The organism is Kitasatospora acidiphila (assembly GCF_006636205.1).
In the GTDB taxonomy this organism is placed as follows: Bacteria; Actinomycetota; Actinomycetes; order Streptomycetales; family Streptomycetaceae; genus Kitasatospora; species Kitasatospora acidiphila.
Map to the genome: position 1 here is coordinate 8,189,847 of NZ_VIGB01000003.1, position 16,725 is coordinate 8,206,571.

The following is a 16,725-nucleotide window of genomic DNA, read 5'->3' on the forward strand; positions in this document are numbered from 1 at the left end:
CGAAAGGGCCGCTGCCGTGTCGCACTGCGTGCTTCTGCCGCTACGGTCGGCCCAACGTGAGAGCCGAAGGAGCCACCGTGTACGTTCCCCTCACCGTCCGGGACTTCCTCGACCGGGCGGAGCAGGTCTACCCCGACCGCGTCGCCATCGTCGACGAACCCGAGCAACCGGCGCAACCGCTGGGCGAGCTGACCTACCGTCGGATGGCCGAGCTGGCCCGGGCCCAGGCCGCGCGGCTGGACGAACTGGGCGTGCCCGTCGGCGGACGGGTCGCGGTGATCTCGCAGAACTCGGCCCGGCTGCTCACCGCGTTCTTCGGGGTCTCGGGGTGGGGCCGGGTGCTGGTGCCCGTCAACTTCCGGCTGAGCGCCCCCGAGATCGAGTACATCGTGCGGCACAGCGGCGCCGACGTGGTCTACGCCGACCCGTCCTGCGCCCACCTGTTGGACGGGCTGGATGCCGAGCACCGGTTCGTGCTCGGCGACGACGCCCAGCTCTACCGCGAGGGGGTGGCACCGCGGCCGTGGGCGCAACCGGACGAGGGCGCCACCGCCACCATCAACTACACCTCCGGAACCACCGCCCGCCCCAAGGGCGTTGAGCTCACCCACCGCAACCTCTGGCTCAACGCGACAGTGCTCGGGCTGCACGCGGGACTCTCGGAGAGGGAAACATACCTGCATGTTCTTCCTCAGTTTCATGTGAACGGCTGGGGCATGCCCTTCGGCGTGACCGGCCTGGGCGGACGCCACGTCATCCTGCGGCAGGTCGACGGCGCGGAGATCCTGCGCCGGGTCGAGCAGCATGGGGTGACCCTGCTGTGCTGCGCGCCCGCCGTGATCAACACCGTGCTGGACGCCGCCGCCGACTGGGCGGGCGAGATCCCTGGGCGCGACCGGGTACGGGTGATCTGCGCCGGGGCACCGCCGCCGACCCGCACCATCGAGCGGGTCGGCGAGGAGCTCGGCTGGGAGTTCCAGCAGTTGTACGGCCTCACCGAGACGGCGCCGCTGCTGACCTTCAACCGCACCCGGGCCGAGTGGGACGAGCTGCCGCCCGCCGAAAGGGCCGCCCGGCTCGGCCGCGCCGGGGCACCGGCGCTCGGGGTCCGGCTCGCCCTGGACGCCGACGGGGAGGTGCTGGCCGCCACCAACCACGCCCTCCAGGGCTACTGGCAGCAACCCGAGGAGACCGCCAAGGCGCAGGCGGGCGGCTGGTTCCACACCGGCGACGGCGGCCGGCTGGACGAGGACGGCTATCTGGTGATCTCGGACCGCAAGAAGGACGTGATCATCTCCGGTGGTGAGAACGTCTCCTCCATCGAGGTCGAGGACGCCCTCTGCGCCCACCCGGCGGTCCGGGAGGCCGCGGTGATCGGCACGCCCGACGAGAAGTGGGGCGAGCTGGTGACCGCCCTGGTGGTGGTGGCCGATGGCGCGCCGCTGACCGAGGCCGAGCTGATCGCCCACTGCCGCACCAGGCTGGCCGGGTTCAAGTGCCCCAAGCGGGTCGAGTTCACCGATTCCTTGCCGCGCACGGCCACCGGCAAGCTGCAGAAGTTCAAGATCCGCGAGCCCTACTGGGCCGGCCGGCAGCGGCAGGTGCACTGACCGGGCGGGCCGCCCGGGCCGGGACGGGTCCGGGCGGCGGGCCACCGGGGCTGGGACCGGTCGGGGTGGCCGGTCGGGACGCCGGCCCCTGGCGGCTGGGACGGCGGACGCGGGAGCGTGGCGGGTGAGCACACGAGGTTCGGGAGGTGAGCACCATGCCTCGGATCCAGATCACCCGGCGGCCCGCCCAGCCGCGCCCGCGCCCGCCGCTCGACCTGCGCACGCCCTCCGGGCGCCCGCTGCCCTACTGAGCCCGACGCTGGGCCGCAAGCGTGAATCCTGTAGGCCATCCGGGCGCCTGACGATCGAGCAGGTGCTTGGATCGGCAGGCCGGTCGCATACGGTCGACGGTGGTCCGTCTCCGGTTCCGCGAGCACCCAGGAGTGAGCATGACCACGCCGACGCAGCCTCAGGTCTGCATGACGTTGTCCGCGCTGGCCGCCACCGGCGCTACGCCGCGACCGTCGGGGGAGACCTTGGCGCAGCAGACCTGGCGCATCATCGCCGGCGTCTCGCAGCAACTGAGCAACGCCGCGCTGGCGACCCAGGGTGCCTGGCAGCTGGCGTGGCTCGCGCTGAGCCCGGACAACGCGAACCTGGCGTACATCGCCAGGACCACCGACGGCTCCAACCAGTTCGCCGTGGTCTCGCGCGGGACGATCGGCAACATCACCGACATCCTGGAGGACCTCGACGTCGGCACCGTGGTCCCGTTCACCGCGAGCGGCTCGCCGACGCTGGTCGCCGTCTCCAAGGGAGCCATGACGGCGTTCACCCAGGTCGCCACCATGGTCTCGATCCCGCCGCCGAACGGGGACGTGCTGGGCGTGACGCTGCCGGAGAGCGCGTTCGCCTATCCGGGCACCACGTTGGCGCAGGCGCTGGCCGGCATGGTCCAGGCAGCGCCCACCACACCGCCGCCGACGGTGTTCGTGACCGGTCACAGCCTGGGCGGCTGCATCGCCACCATGCTCGCCCCCTACCTGTACACGCAGGCGCAGAGCTGGACCAACGTCCCGCGGTTCGCGCTCGAGACCTTCGCGGCCCCAACCGCCGGGCTGCAGAGCTTCGCAACCTACGTCAACGGACTGCCGTGGCTCAGCAACAACCACCACTTCAACGCCTGGGACGCGGTACCGCTGGCCTGGAGCAGCCTCGGGGTGGTGAAGCAGGACAAGTGGTACCCGACACCCGGCCCGGCCGGCAACACCACCGTGCACGATCTGTTCGCCGTGCTCAACGGGCTCCGGAAGGGCAACGTCTACGTGCAGCCCGGTGTGCAGCAGCAGTTGCCGCTGGACGGGGACTACTCGGCGCACGATCCGGCGCTGATCAACAGCACCACGGCGGACTTCATGGGGCAGGTCGCGTACCAGCACGCCAACAACACCTACCTCGGCCTGCTCCAGGCCCCCCGCATCCCCTCCGGGCCGGTCGTGACCGGCCTCAGCCAGACCTCCGGCAATGGCTCGGACACGGTGACCATCTACGGGAGCGGCTTCACCCCGGGCATCGCCGGCTTCACCTCGACCGTCGTTGTCGACTTCGGCCCCGTCCCGTGCGTCAGCAAGTACGTCGTGTCCTCGGACGGGACCAAGGTCACCGTCAACGTGCCGGACGGCGTCGGCATCGTGGACGTCCGGGTCACCAACACCCTCGGCACCTCGCCCGCGGCGCCGCTCGGGCAGTTCGCCTATGACGGGCCGGCACCTCTGGTGGTCACCGGCGTCAACCCGATCAGCGGGCCGGCGAAGAAGACCACGGTCACCATCACCGGCTCGGGGTTCCCCAAGGACGCCGGCGTGGACTTCAAGGACCGGGCGTCGACGTCGGTCACCTGGGTCTCGGACACCCAACTCACCGCCACCGCGCCCCTGCAGGTCGACGACAGCCAGACGGTGGACATCACAGTGACGGTCGGCGACATCGCCAGCCCCACCAGCCCGGGCGACGAGTTCACCTACACGGGCCTCTGAGCCGGGTGCACGCGCCTTTGAGCCGACGAACCAGGCCCCCGGCGCTGCGAGCGCACCTGGCCGGCGTCTGCGCCCACCTGCCCGAGCGGTACGTCTCCATGGCCGAGCGCGAGGCGCAGATCGCCGCCGCCGGACCGTACGCCCCGCCACCGGGCCTGCTGACCCAGCTCACCGGCGTGCGGGGCGTCCACCTGCTCGACGACGACCAGCAGGCCTCCGACCTCGCCGTGGCCGCCGCCCGCAAGCTGCTGGCCGAGCAGGGCACCGCCGCCGCCGACATCGACCTCATGATCTTCGCCGCGGCCTCCCAGGACCTGGCCGAGCCGGCCACCGCCCACCTGGTGGCCGCCAAGCTCGGCCTGTCCTGCCCGGTCTTCGACGTGAAGAACGCCTGCAACAGCGTCCTCAACGCGATGCAGACCGCCGAAGCCCTGATCGCCACCGGCCAGTACCGCAGGGTCGTCGTCGCCTGCGGCGAGGCGCTCTCGCTCGCCACTCGGCTGCACCTGCCCGATGCGCAGGCCTTCGCCCGGGCACTGCCGTCCTACGGCTTCTCGGACGCCGGCTGTGCGCTGCTCCTCACCGCCCGGGAGGCCGACCACGACGACCCGCTGCTGGCGACCGGGGTGGTCGCCAGCCGGTTCGCCGCCGACTCCACGGTCTGGTCCTCGGCCACCATTCGCGGCGGCGGAACCATCGCGGCCCGGCAGGCGCCCGATCCGCAGGCCGGCTGGTTCCAGATGGAGAGCAGCCGGATGCGCGAGACCCTGCGCGAGCTGACGTTCCGTCAGGTTTTCCCGCTGCTGGACGAACTCGGCCTGACACTGGGCGACTTCGCCTTCGTCGGGGTCCACCAGGTCGCCGTCGCGGACCTCGACTACGTCTGCGGCCCCCAGGTCGGAGTGCCGCGCGATCGGCTGGTGGTCACCGTCGAGCAGCACGGCAATGTCGCCTCGGCCTCGCTGCCCCTCCAACTCGCCCGCGCCCTGGAAACCGGGCTGGCCGGCCCGGGCGACCTCATCGCCCTGGTCGGCCTGGCCGCCGGCAGCAGCGCCGGCATCGTGATCATCAGACTCTGACGCCCACTGGCCCACTGGCCCACTGGCCCACTGGCCCACTGCTAGGGAGACCCGCATGACCGCGCTCTACGAGCCCATCAAGACCAAGCTGGCCCAGCACTTCAACATCCCCGAAGACACCATCACCCCGGACACCACCTTCGACGAGCTGGGCCTGGACTCGCTCGGCAAGGTGGAACTGCTCTGCGTGCTGCAGGACGAACTCGGCCTGCGGATCCCCGCCACCGACGCGCTGAGCGCCGGCGACACCACGTTCGGCCAGGCCGTCGCCACCGTCGAAGCGGCCCAGGCCGACGGGTCCGCCGGCGAAGCCGCGCAACACGGCACCACCGCACCCGTGGCCGGAGCATGACCGCCCACGACATCGCCGTCACCGGCCTCGGCCTGGTCACCCCCGGCGGGCCGGACGTCGCGACGACCTGGGAGGCGGTGTGCGAGGGCCGGGCGACTGCGGCGCTCGATCCGGACCTGGGCGACGTGCCCGTGCCGATCAGCTGCCGGGTCCCCGACTTCGACGCCAGGGCACTGCTCGGCCGCGAGGTGTGGCGGATGGACCGCTTCGTCCAGCTGGCCCTGGTGGCCGCCCACCAGGCCGTCGCCGACGCCCGGTTGGATCCTGCCTCGTGGGACGGCGCCCGGGTCGCGGTGATCGTCGGTGTCGGCGCCGACAGCCGGGACACCGTCTTCACCGCCTCACGCAAGATCCTCGAACACGACTACGCGACCATCTCGCCGCTGACCATCCCGAGGGCCACCACCAACGCGGGCGCCGCGGAGATCGGCATCGCGCTCGGCGCACACGGCCCGAGCATGGCCGTCACCACCGCCTGCGCCTCCGGTGCCACCGCGATCGGCGTGGCCAAGGACCTCCTGGCCGCCGGCCGTTGCGACATCGCGCTGGCCGGCGGAGCCGAAGCCCCCTGCCATCCGCTCGGCTCGGTCGGCTTCTCTCAGATGGGCGCCCTGTCCACCCGCCTGCACGACCCGTCCGCCGCCAGCCGCCCCTTCGATGCCGACCGCGACGGCTTCGTCCTCGCCGAGGGAGCCGGCATCCTCGTCCTGGAGCGCGCCGCCGACGCCCGAGCCCGCCGAGCCCCCGCGCAGGCCTACCTCGCGGGCTACGGCGCCTCGACCGACGGCCACCACTACGCTGCCCCGCACCCCACCGGCCTCGGCATCGAACGAGCCGTCACCGCCGCACTCTCCGACGCCGACCTGCACCCCACGGACATCCACCACGTCAACGCCCACGGCACCGGCACGCCGATGAACGACCGCATCGAAGCAGCCACCCTCCGGCGGATCTTCCGGGGCCGTCCGCCCGCCGTCACTTCCGCCAAGGGCGCCCTCGGCCACACGCTCGGCGCCGCCGGAGCGATCGAGGCCGCGCTCGCCGTGCTGACCCTGCGGCACCAGACCATCCCACCCACCGCCAACCTGCACCGGCTCGACCCCGAGATCGACCTCGACGTCGTCGCCAAGGAAGCCCGCCGCACCCGGGTCGACGCCCTGCTGAGCAACTCCTACGGCTTCGGCGGGCACAACGCCATCCTGGTCCTGAAGCGGTCCTGAAGCGGTCCTGCAGCGGTCCTGAAGCGGTCCTGAAGCGGGACCTGAAATGGCGGCGGGCCGACGGTGAGCACGGGTGTCGATGGCGCTTGGCTCAGGCGCTTTGCCTCGCGACGGGCAATTCTCTCGAACGGTGTCCGCTGGGGTCCGCGGCCGTTCTGACCTGCGGCGGAGTGAGCGGTCAACGAGCCTCCGAACTCGGTTGGACGGGGGTGAATGAGACCAGAACCGAGACCATGACGGCGAGCTGGCCGAGATCCTGCTGCAGACAGACCAGTGCCACCGTGATCTGCGACGACATGGACTCGGCCTTCTCGGGCGACAACGCCGGCGGGGGCCGATCACTCGGGCTGAGCGTCGCAGGGTCAGCTTCGCGAAATGCGGATGCGGGTACGCGGGTCGGTTCCCCATACTTGCCGGGACCGAAGAGGGTGGGGGTGGAAGCGATGAAGCTGGCCGAAGCGCTGACGCAGCGCGCGGACGCGACGCGACGGGTGGAACAGCTGCGGGCGCGGATTGTCGGGAGCGCGCGGTACCAGGAGGGTGAGGTCCCGCCGGAGGACGCGGCGCGGCTGCTGGTTGAGTCCGGCGAGGTGCTGGACAGCCTGGAGTCGCTGATCCGCCGGATCAACCGGACCAACGCCACGGTGGAGATGCGCGGTGGTGGCTCGCTCACCGATGCGCTGGCCCGCCGGGACGTGCTGCGGCTGCGGCACGCGGTCGTGACCGCGGCAGCGGACGCCGCCGCCGGACGGGGCGGCGGGCGGCAGCTGCGGTCCGAGCTGAAGATGCTCTCCGCCCTGCCGGTCGCCGAGCTTCGCGCGCAGGCGGATCTGCTTGCGCGTGAGATCCGCGAGGTCGACGTCGAGATCCAGCGCACCAACTGGGAGGCGGACCTTCTGGACTGACCGACCGGAGGATGTGGAGCAGGTAGTCGTCACGGAGGCGTGCGCACACCGCGGGTCGGCGGTCAATCCGACCCCTTTCTTGGCGCGCGGAGAGCAGCGCGGGGTTCGACTCCCCGAATGACAGTGCAGCTCTGCACGGCGTACAGGTAACGGTGCACACCGAACAGCACACCACCACGCGCAGATCCGCAACGACGAGGGCGGGAACGGGGCATCCACATCAACCACGAACCGACGGCAGCCGAGGAAACCCCATGCCGAGGAGCTTCTCGCATGGCCTGGCGGAACCGGCGGGATGGTGCGATCATCCACCGATCGTTCCCGGGTCACGACGACGGCCGAACCCGGGCCGAACAGGGGGTTGGACGTGCCCAGCACCGAACTGAGCCACAGCTATGACATCGCGGCGACGCCGGCCGCCGTGCTTGCCCATCTGGCGGAGCCCGCGAACTACATCGGGCTCTCTCCGCTGCTCGTGGAGGTGCGGGACGTTCGGTGCGAGGGCGGGGTCACGCACTACGTGGCCGTCGAGCGCTTCCGGTTCCTCGGACTGGTCCGCCACGACAACGTCATCCAGGTCAGCCTGCGCACCGAGGACGCCCGGCTGCCGGATGAGGCGACGGTCAGCGGCGAGGTGGTCAGTCCTGGCGGCGTGCGGATGGACTACCTCTTCGCCGTCACGACCCGGGCCGACGGCGGCTCCCTGGTGGTCGACCGACTGCGGCTGCACGCGCCGTTCGGCCTGCTTCACTATGCGGCTGGGAAGGCCGGAGCAGTGCAAGCCGAGCGCGGCCGAGTACTGGCCCGGCGGCTGGGCGGTGGCAACTGAGGCGGGCGGGCCTACGGGCATCGCCGAGCGAGTGGGTGGTCTCATCCGGTAGGTGGCCCAGGGCGTCGAGGAGGACGGCCCGATGGCCGACCATACGGCCGGCTGAGACTGTGGTTGAGACTACGAGCGACGAAGGCCCCGACCGCTCACTTGAGTTCTAGTGGCCGTTGCAACACCCCAGTTCAGGGGATGCGATGGACTTCGAGATCCGCAACGACCGGAAGCCTCAGGGACGGAAGAAGCTAGCTGAGGAGCGGGCGGCATACTTCCAGCTCATGCAGCAAGGCATGAGCAATCCGCAGGCGTGCCGGATCCTTGGGATCAACCGGCGGACCGGCCAGCGCTGGCGGAACGGACGCATTGCGTCCGGCAAGGACAAAGCGGCACCACCGATTCGCGCGGTGGTGCCGCCTTCCCTGTCGTCCCGGTACCTGTGCGAGGCCGACCGGATCCACATCGCCGACCGGCTGCGCGAGAAGGCAAGCATCCGGGCGATCGCCGCCGAACTCGGCCGCAGCCCGTCGACGGTCAGCCGGGAGATCCGCCGCAACCGGCATCCCGTCAACGGACAGTACCGCCCATTCGCGGCCCAGGCCCGCGCCGACGACCGTCGGCCACGCCCGAAGCCCGGCAAGATCGCCCAGAACCCCGAGCTGCGGGACGCCGTCCAGGCCGGCCTGAACGAACGGTGGAGCCCGGAGCAGATCTGCCACGCTCTGCGCAGACAGTTCCCCGACCGGCCGGAGATGCACGTGGTCCACGAGACGATCTACCAGGCCCTCTACGTCCAGGGCCGCGGGGAACTGCGACGCGAACTCGCCGGTGCCCTGCGGACCGGACGCGCCCGTCGCAAGCCCCACCGCCAGGCCAACTGCCGTCAGCCGCGCTTCGCCGATCCGATGGTCATGATCAGCGAGCGCCCCGCCGAGGCCGAAGACCGGGCGGTGCCCGGCCACTGGGAGGGCGACCTGATCATCGGCAAGGACGGCGCCTCCGCCATCGGCACCCTCGTCGAGCGCGCCACCCGCTACGTGATGCTCCTGCACCTGCCCTACGGCCGTACCGCCGAGCACGTGCGCGACGCCCTGGTGGAAACCGTTCAGAGCCTTCCCGCCCACCTGACGCGGTCACTGACCTGGACCAGGGCGCCGAGATGGCCGCCCACAAGAGCTTCACCATCGCCACCGACATCCCGGTCTACTTCTGCGACCCCGCCAGCCCCTGGCAGCGCGGCTCCAACGAGAACACCAACGGCCTGCTGCGGCAGTACTTCCCCAAGCGCACCGACCTGGCCGTCCACGGCCCAGAACACCTCGCGGCGGTCGCCGCCCAACTCAACGGCCGACCACGCAAAACGCTCGACTGGGAAACCCCAGCCGAGCGCCTGCATAAACTGCTCGCGGCCTGACCAACCGACCACGTGTTGCAACGACCCCTAGAAACTGCCTCAGCGGTCGGGGCCTTCGTCTGCCCAGCTAGGCAAAGGCGGAGGATACGAGATTCAAAAAGTCTCGCCACATCACCTGGATCCCAGTGGACGGGTATGAATGAGACCAGAACTGAGACCATCGGCCTCCGGCCGATCCAGCAAAACCGCGCTCGTTGAGCTCCGCCTCGTCGTGCCGGGGTCGATTGCCCTCCGCCTCGCATTGGGGCCTTCCAGCCACGCGGCCTCCCGGCAGGGGCTCCTGCGACCCACAGCTGGTCTCGATTTAGTGTTGGTCTATCCCTGCACCACACGTATCGTGAGGGCAGTGCCGTCCGGCCGGAAGGAGGTCGCGCCCCAGTGGTCGATGTCGTCCGGCGTGGGCCAGTCCATGCGGCGGAGATTGGCGGCCTGCCGACCATCGGCCACTGACAGGATCTAGCAACTCGCATTTTTACGCCTGCTGCCGGGATTTCGGCCCACCGGGCGCAGAGTTGGCGTCAAGCGCAACCAACTACCCACTCTCATCGAGCAGGTGATGGTTCACATGACGTTGCACCCGACCGGCCGGACCTGGGACACGCCCAGGCCGGACGACACCCGCCGCCTCTGCCTGGCAGCGGACATCGAGCAGTACAGCCGCTTCGACACCCCGGACCAGTGGGCCGCACAGGCCCGACTCGCCCGGGCGATGCGGGCGGCAGCCGAACGCAGCGGGCTGGACCACGGCAGGTGGTCCACCCAGCCGCAGGGCGACCTGGAGTTCGCGGTTCTCCCGCCCGGCACCCCCGAGCAGTTGGTCCTTGGCGAGTTCGTCACGCACCTGGCGGCCGGGCTCGGCGGTTACAACGCAACCCGCCGGCCTGCCGGGCGGATGCGGCTTCGGCTGGCGATCGACACCGGCGTGGCAGCCACGGCCGCCTTGGGTTTCTCCGGCCCTGCCCCGATCGCGGTGGCCCGCTACCTGAACGCTCCCGAGGTGAAGCAGGCGCTGGCGACCGCCGGGTCAGCGAGCCTGGTCGTGGTGGTCTCCGACCGGCTGTACCAGGACGTGGTGCGCTCGCGGGTCCACGGACTCGATCCGGAGCAGTACCACCGCATCCACGTGCGGCAGAAGGAGTTCGCCGGGTACGGCTGGGTCCGGTTGCCGGGTGTGGATCCGCAGGACGAGCGGGAGCCCTGGCCGGGTGCGCCGGAGGGCGGACCGCGGCACCCGGCGCGAGCCGCGGAGCGGGAGCAGCCGAGCTTCGTGCAGCACGGCGTCCACGGCACCGGCATCCAGGCCGGCGTGATCCACGGGTCCATCGTCTACAGGGCTGTTCCCGGCGAGGCAGGTCGATGAGCGACGACCCGGCCGCCGGAGACTGCACCGCCTGCGGGAAAGCGGCGGGCGGCAACCGCCAGCAGGACACCCGGGGCCTCTCTGTCCAGGGCCATACCGGCGACGTGCACTACTACGCCGCCGCCTGCGACCACCACTCCACCGCGGGCGTGCGGCGGCGCACGGCCGCCTTCTCGCCGGTCCCGTACGAGGCGCTGCGTGAGGAGTTGCACCGGATCACCCGGGCCTGCTCGCGCCTCGTGGACGACCTGCGTGACGACACCGACTATTCGGAAGGTTCACCATGGGACTGATCCCCCACAGCCGGGTGTTCGACGTGCTGGAGCAGCGGTTCCGGCCCGCCGAACTGCCCTTCCCGGTCACCACGGCCGACGGCCTGGCCCGGCTCTCCGCGCTGGCGGCCCGGCGGGCGCTGTACGGCAGGTCGGCGGACCCGCGGCTCCGCGAGGAGATCTGGCGCGAGGCCGTCCGTGCGGCGCAGCGCGACATTGGCACGGCCGGACCTGACCGGCTGCTGGCGCTGTGGCTGGCGCTGCCCGCGATGCGGCGCACCCTCCACCGGATCGCGCTCCGGTGGAGTGCCGACCGGCGAGAGCTTGAATCCGAGGCGCTGCTAGCCCTGTTGGCAGCACTCGCGAACGTGGACCCGCAGGCACAGGAGGTCGGCCGCGCCCTGCTGCGCCCCGCCATCAACCGGGTCTGGGCGTTCGCCCAGGCCAGCATCCGGGAGCGGCCGGTGGCGGACATCGCGGCGCTTGCCGCCGCGCACCTCGCCGTGGAGGCGCCCGCAGAGTCGCCGGTCAGCGACTGGCAGGACGGCTGGGAGCTGTGCGTGTCGCCGCCTGCCCGGCCTGACGGCCTGTCGGCGACGGTGCGGTTCAGCGTCGCACCCGAGCGGCTGGAGAGCTTCCGGCTGGGCGAGCTGGCAGGCCACCTGGGCCTCGGAGAGATCGTGCACCGGGCGCGGCGCCCGAGCGAGGGCAGCCGGATCGGAATGCTGTCGCTGCATCCGGTTGGAGGTCGGCGATGACCCCGCGCTCCGGCACCTGGCTGTCGTTCGGCGAGGCGTTCGACCTGCCGCTGGCCGTCGACCTGCGCACCGCCGCCCGCGCGCTCGGGCTCTGCCCCGCCACCGCCTACAAGCTCATACACCAGGGCGGTTTCCCCTGCCTGGTCCTGCGCCTCGGGTGGCAGTACCGGATCCCCACCGCCAGCCTGCTTCGGGCGCTCGGGATCGAGGAGCGCCCCGTCTACCCGGCTGATCTGCGAGCCGGCGCTGACTTCGTGGAACAGCGCAATTGTGCAACGGAGTTCGAAACGGAGGACTACGCATGAACATCATGACCGTTGCTGACCCGGAGCCCAAGGGGGCGCCGGTGACGACTTGCTTCGTCATCGCGCCCATCGGCAACGAGCACGCCCCGGACGGGAGCCCGGAGCTCCTGGCGTTCGAGGAGAACCTGGAGATCTACGAGAAGGTGATCCTGCCCGCCTGCGCCAGGCACGGTATCGTCCCGGTCCGGGCGGACGGGATCGCCGACTCGGGCGAGATTACTGAGCAGATCTGCCGTCACGTGCTGCAGGACGACATCGTGATCGCCGACGTCACCGGCGGCAATGCCAACGTCGCGTATGAGCTCGGGATCCGGCATTTGACCGGCAAACCCATCATCCACATCGGCGAGCACGGGCAGTTGCCGTTCGACCTCTCGCAGATCCGGACGATCATGTTCAACCGCAGTCGGAGCGGGTTGGTCAAGGCGAGGCGGGACCTGGAGGGCGCACTGGATGGTGCCCTGCACAACGGGTTCGAGCCGCTGACCCCGGCCCGGATCCTGTTCGGGCTGCCAGCGGTGGCGCCGCTTCCGGCTGTGGTCGAGGCGGAACCGGACGACCCGGATGCCCCCGGGCTGTTCGACCGGTTCGCCCGGGTGGAGGAGCAGATGGAGGCGATGACCGAGACCTCTGAGGCGATCGCCGGGTTCATGACGGTGATCGGCGAAGCCGCCGTGCAGGTCGGACCCGTAATGGAGCGGGCCTCCCAGCCCGGGGCGCCGATGAGCGCATGGCTGCCAGCGATGACCGAGCTGGGGAAGGCGATGGCTGAGCCGGCCTCCGGTCTCCGGGAGGCGTGCACCCGTTTCGCCGGGCAGATGGTGGAGATGGACGCGGCAGCCCAAACGGCGTTCGACGTCATCGCGGCGATGCCGCCCGAGCAGCGAACCGGTTCGCCGACCGGGTTCCTGGAGCAGATGATCAGCATCGCCGAGTCCACCCACGAGGTGGTCGGCGTGCTCGGCGAGGTCGAGGTCTGCATGCGATGGGTGGCGAAGATGAGCCGGGAGCTGCGAGCGCCCGGTCGGGACATCTCGGCCGCAGCCAAGCAGGTGAGTGCCGCGATGACCCGGATCGCCGACTGGGAGCGCCGGGCCCGCGCGCTGATCTGACCGTGCGGCGGGTGGCGCCGCGTGCTCCACCATGGCCCAGCGGCTGAACCGGGTGTACACGGTCTCGGCGGGTACGGCCACCGAAAGCGCAGAAGGCCCGGACCACCGGTGCGGTCCGGGCCTTCTGCCGGCGGAGGATACGAGATTCGACTCGTGAGGGGTTGCCCCCAACACGCTTTCCAATTCTCACGAACGGTGTCCGCCGGGGTTCACACCCGTTCTGACCTGCAGCGGAGCGAACTGCTGGATGGCGGCTGAACCTGGCTGGACGGGGGTGAATGAGACCAGAACTGAGACCTGAAGCCAGAGTCGCCTGTTGCTCTCGGGTGGTCGCGGGCGGATGCATGAGCCGGCGCCTCTGTCGATCACCCTTGGGTGGGACAGCTCTTTCAGCCGATCCACTCCGAGCCGAGCTGTCCGCGCCCCACGTCGAAAGAGGTGGCCGAGGGCGAAACATCGATTCTCCGCCTTACTGGATGGTCTGGAAGCAGAGGATCCCGTTCTGACGGCCCATTTCGTCGCCCATGATGGCTGCCAGCACCGGTCGACGAAGGGTGAGTTCGGCATGGCTGATTGGGTGAAGGTCGCGGGTGGTCTGTCTGCCATCTCGGCGGGGTCCAGGACCACGGTGTGGGGTGTGAACGCGGCAAGCGCCATCTTCCGGTACACCAACTACGACGGTAATCCGTGGATCAACATCCCGGGGGGCCTCAGCGACATCGGCGCGGGCGCCGACGGCACCACGTGGGGCGTCAACGGCGGCAACCAGATCTACCGGTACGTCGGAGACCAGGGGGCGCCGGACCCGTGGCTGGGAATCTCCGGCAGCCTGGTCCGCATCGACGCGGGGTCCAGGACCAACGTGTGGGGGGTGGACTCTGCCGGCGCCATCTTCCGGTACACCAACAACGACGCCAATCCGTGGATCAAGATCCCGGGGGCGCTGAGTGACATCGGCGCGGGCGCCGACGGCACCGTGTGGGGCGTCAACGGCGGCAACCAGGTCTTCCGGTACACCGGGGACCAGGACGCCTCGACCCCGTGGACGAGCGTCGCCGGCAGCCTCAAGCGCATCGCGGTGGGCTCCCGGACGAATGTGTGGGGCGTCGATCCCGCCGGAAGCATCTACCGGTACACCAACAACGACGCTAGCGGCACCAACCCGTGGATCAAGATCCCCGGCGCCGCCGTCGACATCGCCGCCGGCGCCGACGGCACCGCGTGGCACGTCAACAGCGTCGGCGAGATCTACCGGTACACCGGCGACCAGCCGAGCTGACCCCGCTCTGGCATGCCGTGCGGGCCCTGGCTGGGACAAGCCAGGAGCCCGCACCCGCGTCCTGGTCGGGCCACGCGCCGCTGCTGGCTGTGCTGCCGCAGCCGACGCAGGCGTCCGTCATGCGCGGTCTCGCTCTCTAGGTGCCGCCGTGAGTGGTGCATCGGCCTTCGGCCGATCCGGCGGTGCCGCGCCCGCTTTGCTCCGTGTAGCCGGACGACGGGTTGACTGCCCTTCCGCCGGACCTGAGTGGCTTCCAGCCGCGCGGAGCCCCGGCGGGGGCTCCTCCGGCTATCAACGGTTTGCTTGAGTGAAATGACCGTCGTCCCAGTTCGTAGCGTTCGTTCTATTGCAACAGCGACGCCTGGCGGTGGAAGTTCAGGTCGCCGAGTGGCTGGTGTCTCCGGGGACGCTGCCCCCGCCAGCGCCCAGGCAGCGCTGGACCCGCCATGCTGCCGCCCTCCGCTCCGTGTCCTCGGAACGTCGTCGCCTCGGCGGCGACGACGTTCCTGCGGGCCGGTGCTCGGTTGCCATCGGGGCCGGAAACAGAGGGCGCCCGACACTGGGTGGGCCTCCGCTGCGCCTGCCCCCGTGCCGCACCGCGGGGGTAACCTTTCCGCGGCTGGGCCCATCCATGGTCGAAGTTCTCGGCTCTGCCGGGTTTCGGGGTACGAGTTCGTGATCAGAGCGACGTACAAGCTCGAGGGAGGAGGTCTGCTGAAGGACGCTTGACATCTGACGATCCGTTGTTCAGCACCTACGACTGAGCTGACCGGAGTTGACCTTGCCCCAGGGGTCGACTTGATCATGTTGTTCGGATGATGGCAGTGGTGGAAGGGGATAGGGGCATGTTGCCGCCGGACAGTCATGTGCACAGTCAGTGGTCGTGGGATGCGCTGGCAGGGTCGATGGAAGCGACCTGTCGGCGTGCGCTTGAGCTTGGGCTGCCCTCGGTGGCGTTCACCGAGCACGCTGACCTCACGCCCTGGACTCTCAGGCCGGGCGAGGAGGTCCCGCAGGAGTGGCGCCCGCTGCTCGCTGACGGTGTACTGACTCCGCCCGCACTTGACCTTGACGGCTATCGGGACTGCCTGGAGTCGTGCCGGCAACGCCACCCCGATCTGCGCATTCTGTCCGGTATCGAGTTGAGTGAGCCTCACTGGCACACCTCACGGGCTGGGGCCCTGCTCGGCGTGGGTGGCTTCGAGCGGGTGCTGGCCTCGGTGCACTCCGCACCGGCCATCGACGGTTCCGGTTTCACCGAGGTCTCCACCAGGTATGACGATCAGCCGCCAGCCGACGTCGTGCGGGCCTATCTGGCTGAGACCGTGCGCCTGATCGAGCAGTTCGACGCATTCGAGGTCCTGGCGCACATCGACTACCCGGTCCGCTACTGGCCCGCCGACGCGAAGCCGTATGACCCGTTCGACTTCGAGGAGGAGTATCGCCACGTCCTGCGCTGCCTGGCAGCGGCCGACAAGGTCCTGGAAGTCAACACCAGGGTTCCGCTGCACCCCCAGGTGCTGGCCTGGTGGCGTGAGGAGGGCGGCCAGGCCATCACCTTCGCCAGCGACGCCCACGATCCCGGCGCACTCGCCCGGGGCTTCGCCGACGCCGTGCAGATGGCTGAGGCCACGGGTTTCCGCCCGGGCCGCGATCCGCATGCCTTCTGGGGCCGCGGCTGACCCGCCGGACGACGGGGTCCGTTTTTCGATCGAGGCGGTATTCCCGCTCAGATTCGGCGGTTGGTCGGGCTGAACGGGTCGGCTGCTTCGGCCGATGGGTGACGGTGGGGCGGTGAGACGCCGGCGAGGGCGGCGTCGAGGGTGGAGAGCTGGTTCTTCAGGCGGTAGCTGGGGCCGTTGATCGGGATCGTGATGCAATGACGCAGCAACCGGTCGAGAATCGCGGTAGTCAGCACGTCGTCGTCTTCTTGCCTCAGTGTGAGTCGCCTGGCTGTCCGCCGGCCGTTGCGCTGCCATGCCAGGTAGCCGGCGACCACCGGAACACCGACCTCGTTCCAGACGCCGACCTGCCCGGTCTCCTCCAGGTACGTCCACCACTGAGCGAGACCGGTGGCGTAGGCACGGACGGTGTCGGGTGACCACTCGATCCTGTGTGCTTCGAGCCACTCCTCCACCGGCTCGACCGTCATGTAGGCGCAGTCCACCACAGTCCACGTTCGCGGCCCTCCTGGTGGGCGCAAGGGCAGGACGTAGGCCATGGCACCTCCTGTCGCATCATGTTGTTGAGGACCAGGCGA

14 protein-coding genes and 2 pseudogenes are annotated in these 16,725 nt (G+C 70.3%); 15 read left to right on the forward strand and 1 reads right to left on the reverse strand.

What is annotated here, in order from left to right; all coding sequences use genetic code 11:
* The first annotated feature begins 77 nt into the window (after positions 1-77).
* The 15 genes and pseudogenes from E6W39_RS38515 (at position 78) to E6W39_RS38585 (ending at position 16,147) form a co-directional block, all read left to right on the forward strand.
* Positions 78-1,610 (forward strand): AMP-binding protein, encoded by a 1,533-nt coding sequence (locus tag E6W39_RS38515; RefSeq protein WP_141637413.1) that lies wholly within the window; start codon positions 78-80, stop codon positions 1,608-1,610.
* A 389-nt stretch (positions 1,611-1,999) separates the two neighbouring features.
* Positions 2,000-3,586, forward strand: coding sequence for an IPT/TIG domain-containing protein (locus E6W39_RS38520; RefSeq protein ID WP_141637414.1), 1,587 nt, complete (start codon positions 2,000-2,002; stop codon positions 3,584-3,586).
* 17 nt (positions 3,587-3,603) lie between these two features.
* Positions 3,604-4,665 carry a 3-oxoacyl-ACP synthase III family protein gene (locus E6W39_RS38525; protein WP_228718584.1) on the forward strand — a complete coding sequence of 354 codons (1,062 nt, stop codon included), beginning with the start codon at positions 3,604-3,606 and terminating at the stop codon, positions 4,663-4,665.
* 55 nt (positions 4,666-4,720) lie between these two features.
* Positions 4,721-5,017 (forward strand): acyl carrier protein, encoded by a 297-nt coding sequence (locus E6W39_RS38530; RefSeq protein WP_141637415.1) that lies wholly within the window; start codon positions 4,721-4,723, stop codon positions 5,015-5,017.
* Positions 5,014-6,237, forward strand: coding sequence for a beta-ketoacyl-[acyl-carrier-protein] synthase family protein (locus E6W39_RS38535; protein WP_141637416.1), 1,224 nt, complete (start codon positions 5,014-5,016; stop codon positions 6,235-6,237). Before E6W39_RS38530 ends, E6W39_RS38535 begins: the two co-directional genes overlap by 4 nt.
* A gap of 443 nt (positions 6,238-6,680) precedes the next feature.
* On the forward strand, positions 6,681-7,142 hold the full coding sequence (locus E6W39_RS38540; RefSeq protein ID WP_141637417.1) for a DIP1984 family protein: 462 nt from the start codon (positions 6,681-6,683) through the stop codon (positions 7,140-7,142).
* A 367-nt stretch (positions 7,143-7,509) separates the two neighbouring features.
* Complete coding sequence (locus tag E6W39_RS38545) at positions 7,510-7,971, forward strand: SRPBCC family protein (RefSeq protein WP_141637418.1); 462 nt, start codon at positions 7,510-7,512, stop codon at positions 7,969-7,971.
* 194 nt (positions 7,972-8,165) lie between these two features.
* Positions 8,166-9,379: pseudogene (locus E6W39_RS38550) on the forward strand (IS30 family transposase).
* A 565-nt stretch (positions 9,380-9,944) separates the two neighbouring features.
* Positions 9,945-10,739 carry a hypothetical protein gene (locus E6W39_RS38555; protein ID WP_228718585.1) on the forward strand — a complete coding sequence of 265 codons (795 nt, stop codon included), beginning with the start codon at positions 9,945-9,947 and terminating at the stop codon, positions 10,737-10,739.
* Entirely contained in the window at positions 10,736-11,032 is a 297-nt protein-coding gene (locus E6W39_RS38560) for a phycobilisome linker polypeptide (RefSeq protein ID WP_141637420.1), read from the forward strand. The genes E6W39_RS38555 and E6W39_RS38560 overlap by 4 nt, the downstream gene beginning before the upstream one ends.
* The gene (locus E6W39_RS38565; protein WP_141637421.1) at positions 11,023-11,769 is read left to right on the forward strand and encodes a hypothetical protein; all 747 of its coding nucleotides are present in this window, start codon (positions 11,023-11,025) and stop codon (positions 11,767-11,769) included. Before E6W39_RS38560 ends, E6W39_RS38565 begins: the two co-directional genes overlap by 10 nt.
* Positions 11,766-12,074, forward strand: a complete 309-nt coding sequence (locus tag E6W39_RS38570) for a helix-turn-helix domain-containing protein (protein WP_141637422.1) — start codon at positions 11,766-11,768, stop codon at positions 12,072-12,074. Before E6W39_RS38565 ends, E6W39_RS38570 begins: the two co-directional genes overlap by 4 nt.
* Positions 12,071-13,186 carry a hypothetical protein gene (locus E6W39_RS38575; protein WP_141637423.1) on the forward strand — a complete coding sequence of 372 codons (1,116 nt, stop codon included), beginning with the start codon at positions 12,071-12,073 and terminating at the stop codon, positions 13,184-13,186. Before E6W39_RS38570 ends, E6W39_RS38575 begins: the two co-directional genes overlap by 4 nt.
* A 565-nt stretch (positions 13,187-13,751) precedes the next feature.
* Entirely contained in the window at positions 13,752-14,465 is a 714-nt protein-coding gene (locus tag E6W39_RS38580) for a tectonin domain-containing protein (RefSeq protein WP_141637424.1), read from the forward strand.
* 845 nt (positions 14,466-15,310) lie between these two features.
* Positions 15,311-16,147 carry a PHP domain-containing protein gene (locus E6W39_RS38585; protein ID WP_141637425.1) on the forward strand — a complete coding sequence of 279 codons (837 nt, stop codon included), beginning with the start codon at positions 15,311-15,313 and terminating at the stop codon, positions 16,145-16,147.
* A gap of 134 nt (positions 16,148-16,281) precedes the next feature.
* Here E6W39_RS38585 and E6W39_RS44455 read toward each other — a convergent pair.
* Positions 16,282-16,389: pseudogene (locus E6W39_RS44455) on the reverse strand (ATP-binding protein); the annotation flags it as partial.
* Between the last annotated feature and the right edge of the window lie 336 nt (positions 16,390-16,725).

Excerpts from the sequence above, each read along its gene's own strand:
- E6W39_RS38520 (WP_141637414.1), top strand. The coding sequence starts at position 2,000 with ATGACCACGCCGACGCAGCCTCAGGTCTGCATGACGTTGTCCGCGCTG.
- E6W39_RS38530 (WP_141637415.1), top strand. The coding sequence starts at position 4,721 with ATGACCGCGCTCTACGAGCCCATCAAGACCAAGCTGGCCCAGCACTTC.
- E6W39_RS38535 (WP_141637416.1), top strand. The coding sequence starts at position 5,014 with ATGACCGCCCACGACATCGCCGTCACCGGCCTCGGCCTGGTCACCCCC.
- E6W39_RS38540 (WP_141637417.1), top strand. The coding sequence starts at position 6,681 with ATGAAGCTGGCCGAAGCGCTGACGCAGCGCGCGGACGCGACGCGACGG.
- E6W39_RS38555 (WP_228718585.1), top strand. The coding sequence starts at position 9,945 with ATGACGTTGCACCCGACCGGCCGGACCTGGGACACGCCCAGGCCGGAC.
- E6W39_RS38560 (WP_141637420.1), top strand. The coding sequence starts at position 10,736 with ATGAGCGACGACCCGGCCGCCGGAGACTGCACCGCCTGCGGGAAAGCG.
- E6W39_RS38565 (WP_141637421.1), top strand. The coding sequence starts at position 11,023 with ATGGGACTGATCCCCCACAGCCGGGTGTTCGACGTGCTGGAGCAGCGG.
- E6W39_RS38570 (WP_141637422.1), top strand. The coding sequence starts at position 11,766 with ATGACCCCGCGCTCCGGCACCTGGCTGTCGTTCGGCGAGGCGTTCGAC.
- E6W39_RS38575 (WP_141637423.1), top strand. The coding sequence starts at position 12,071 with ATGAACATCATGACCGTTGCTGACCCGGAGCCCAAGGGGGCGCCGGTG.
- E6W39_RS38580 (WP_141637424.1), top strand. The coding sequence starts at position 13,752 with ATGGCTGATTGGGTGAAGGTCGCGGGTGGTCTGTCTGCCATCTCGGCG.
- E6W39_RS38585 (WP_141637425.1), top strand. The coding sequence starts at position 15,311 with ATGTTGCCGCCGGACAGTCATGTGCACAGTCAGTGGTCGTGGGATGCG.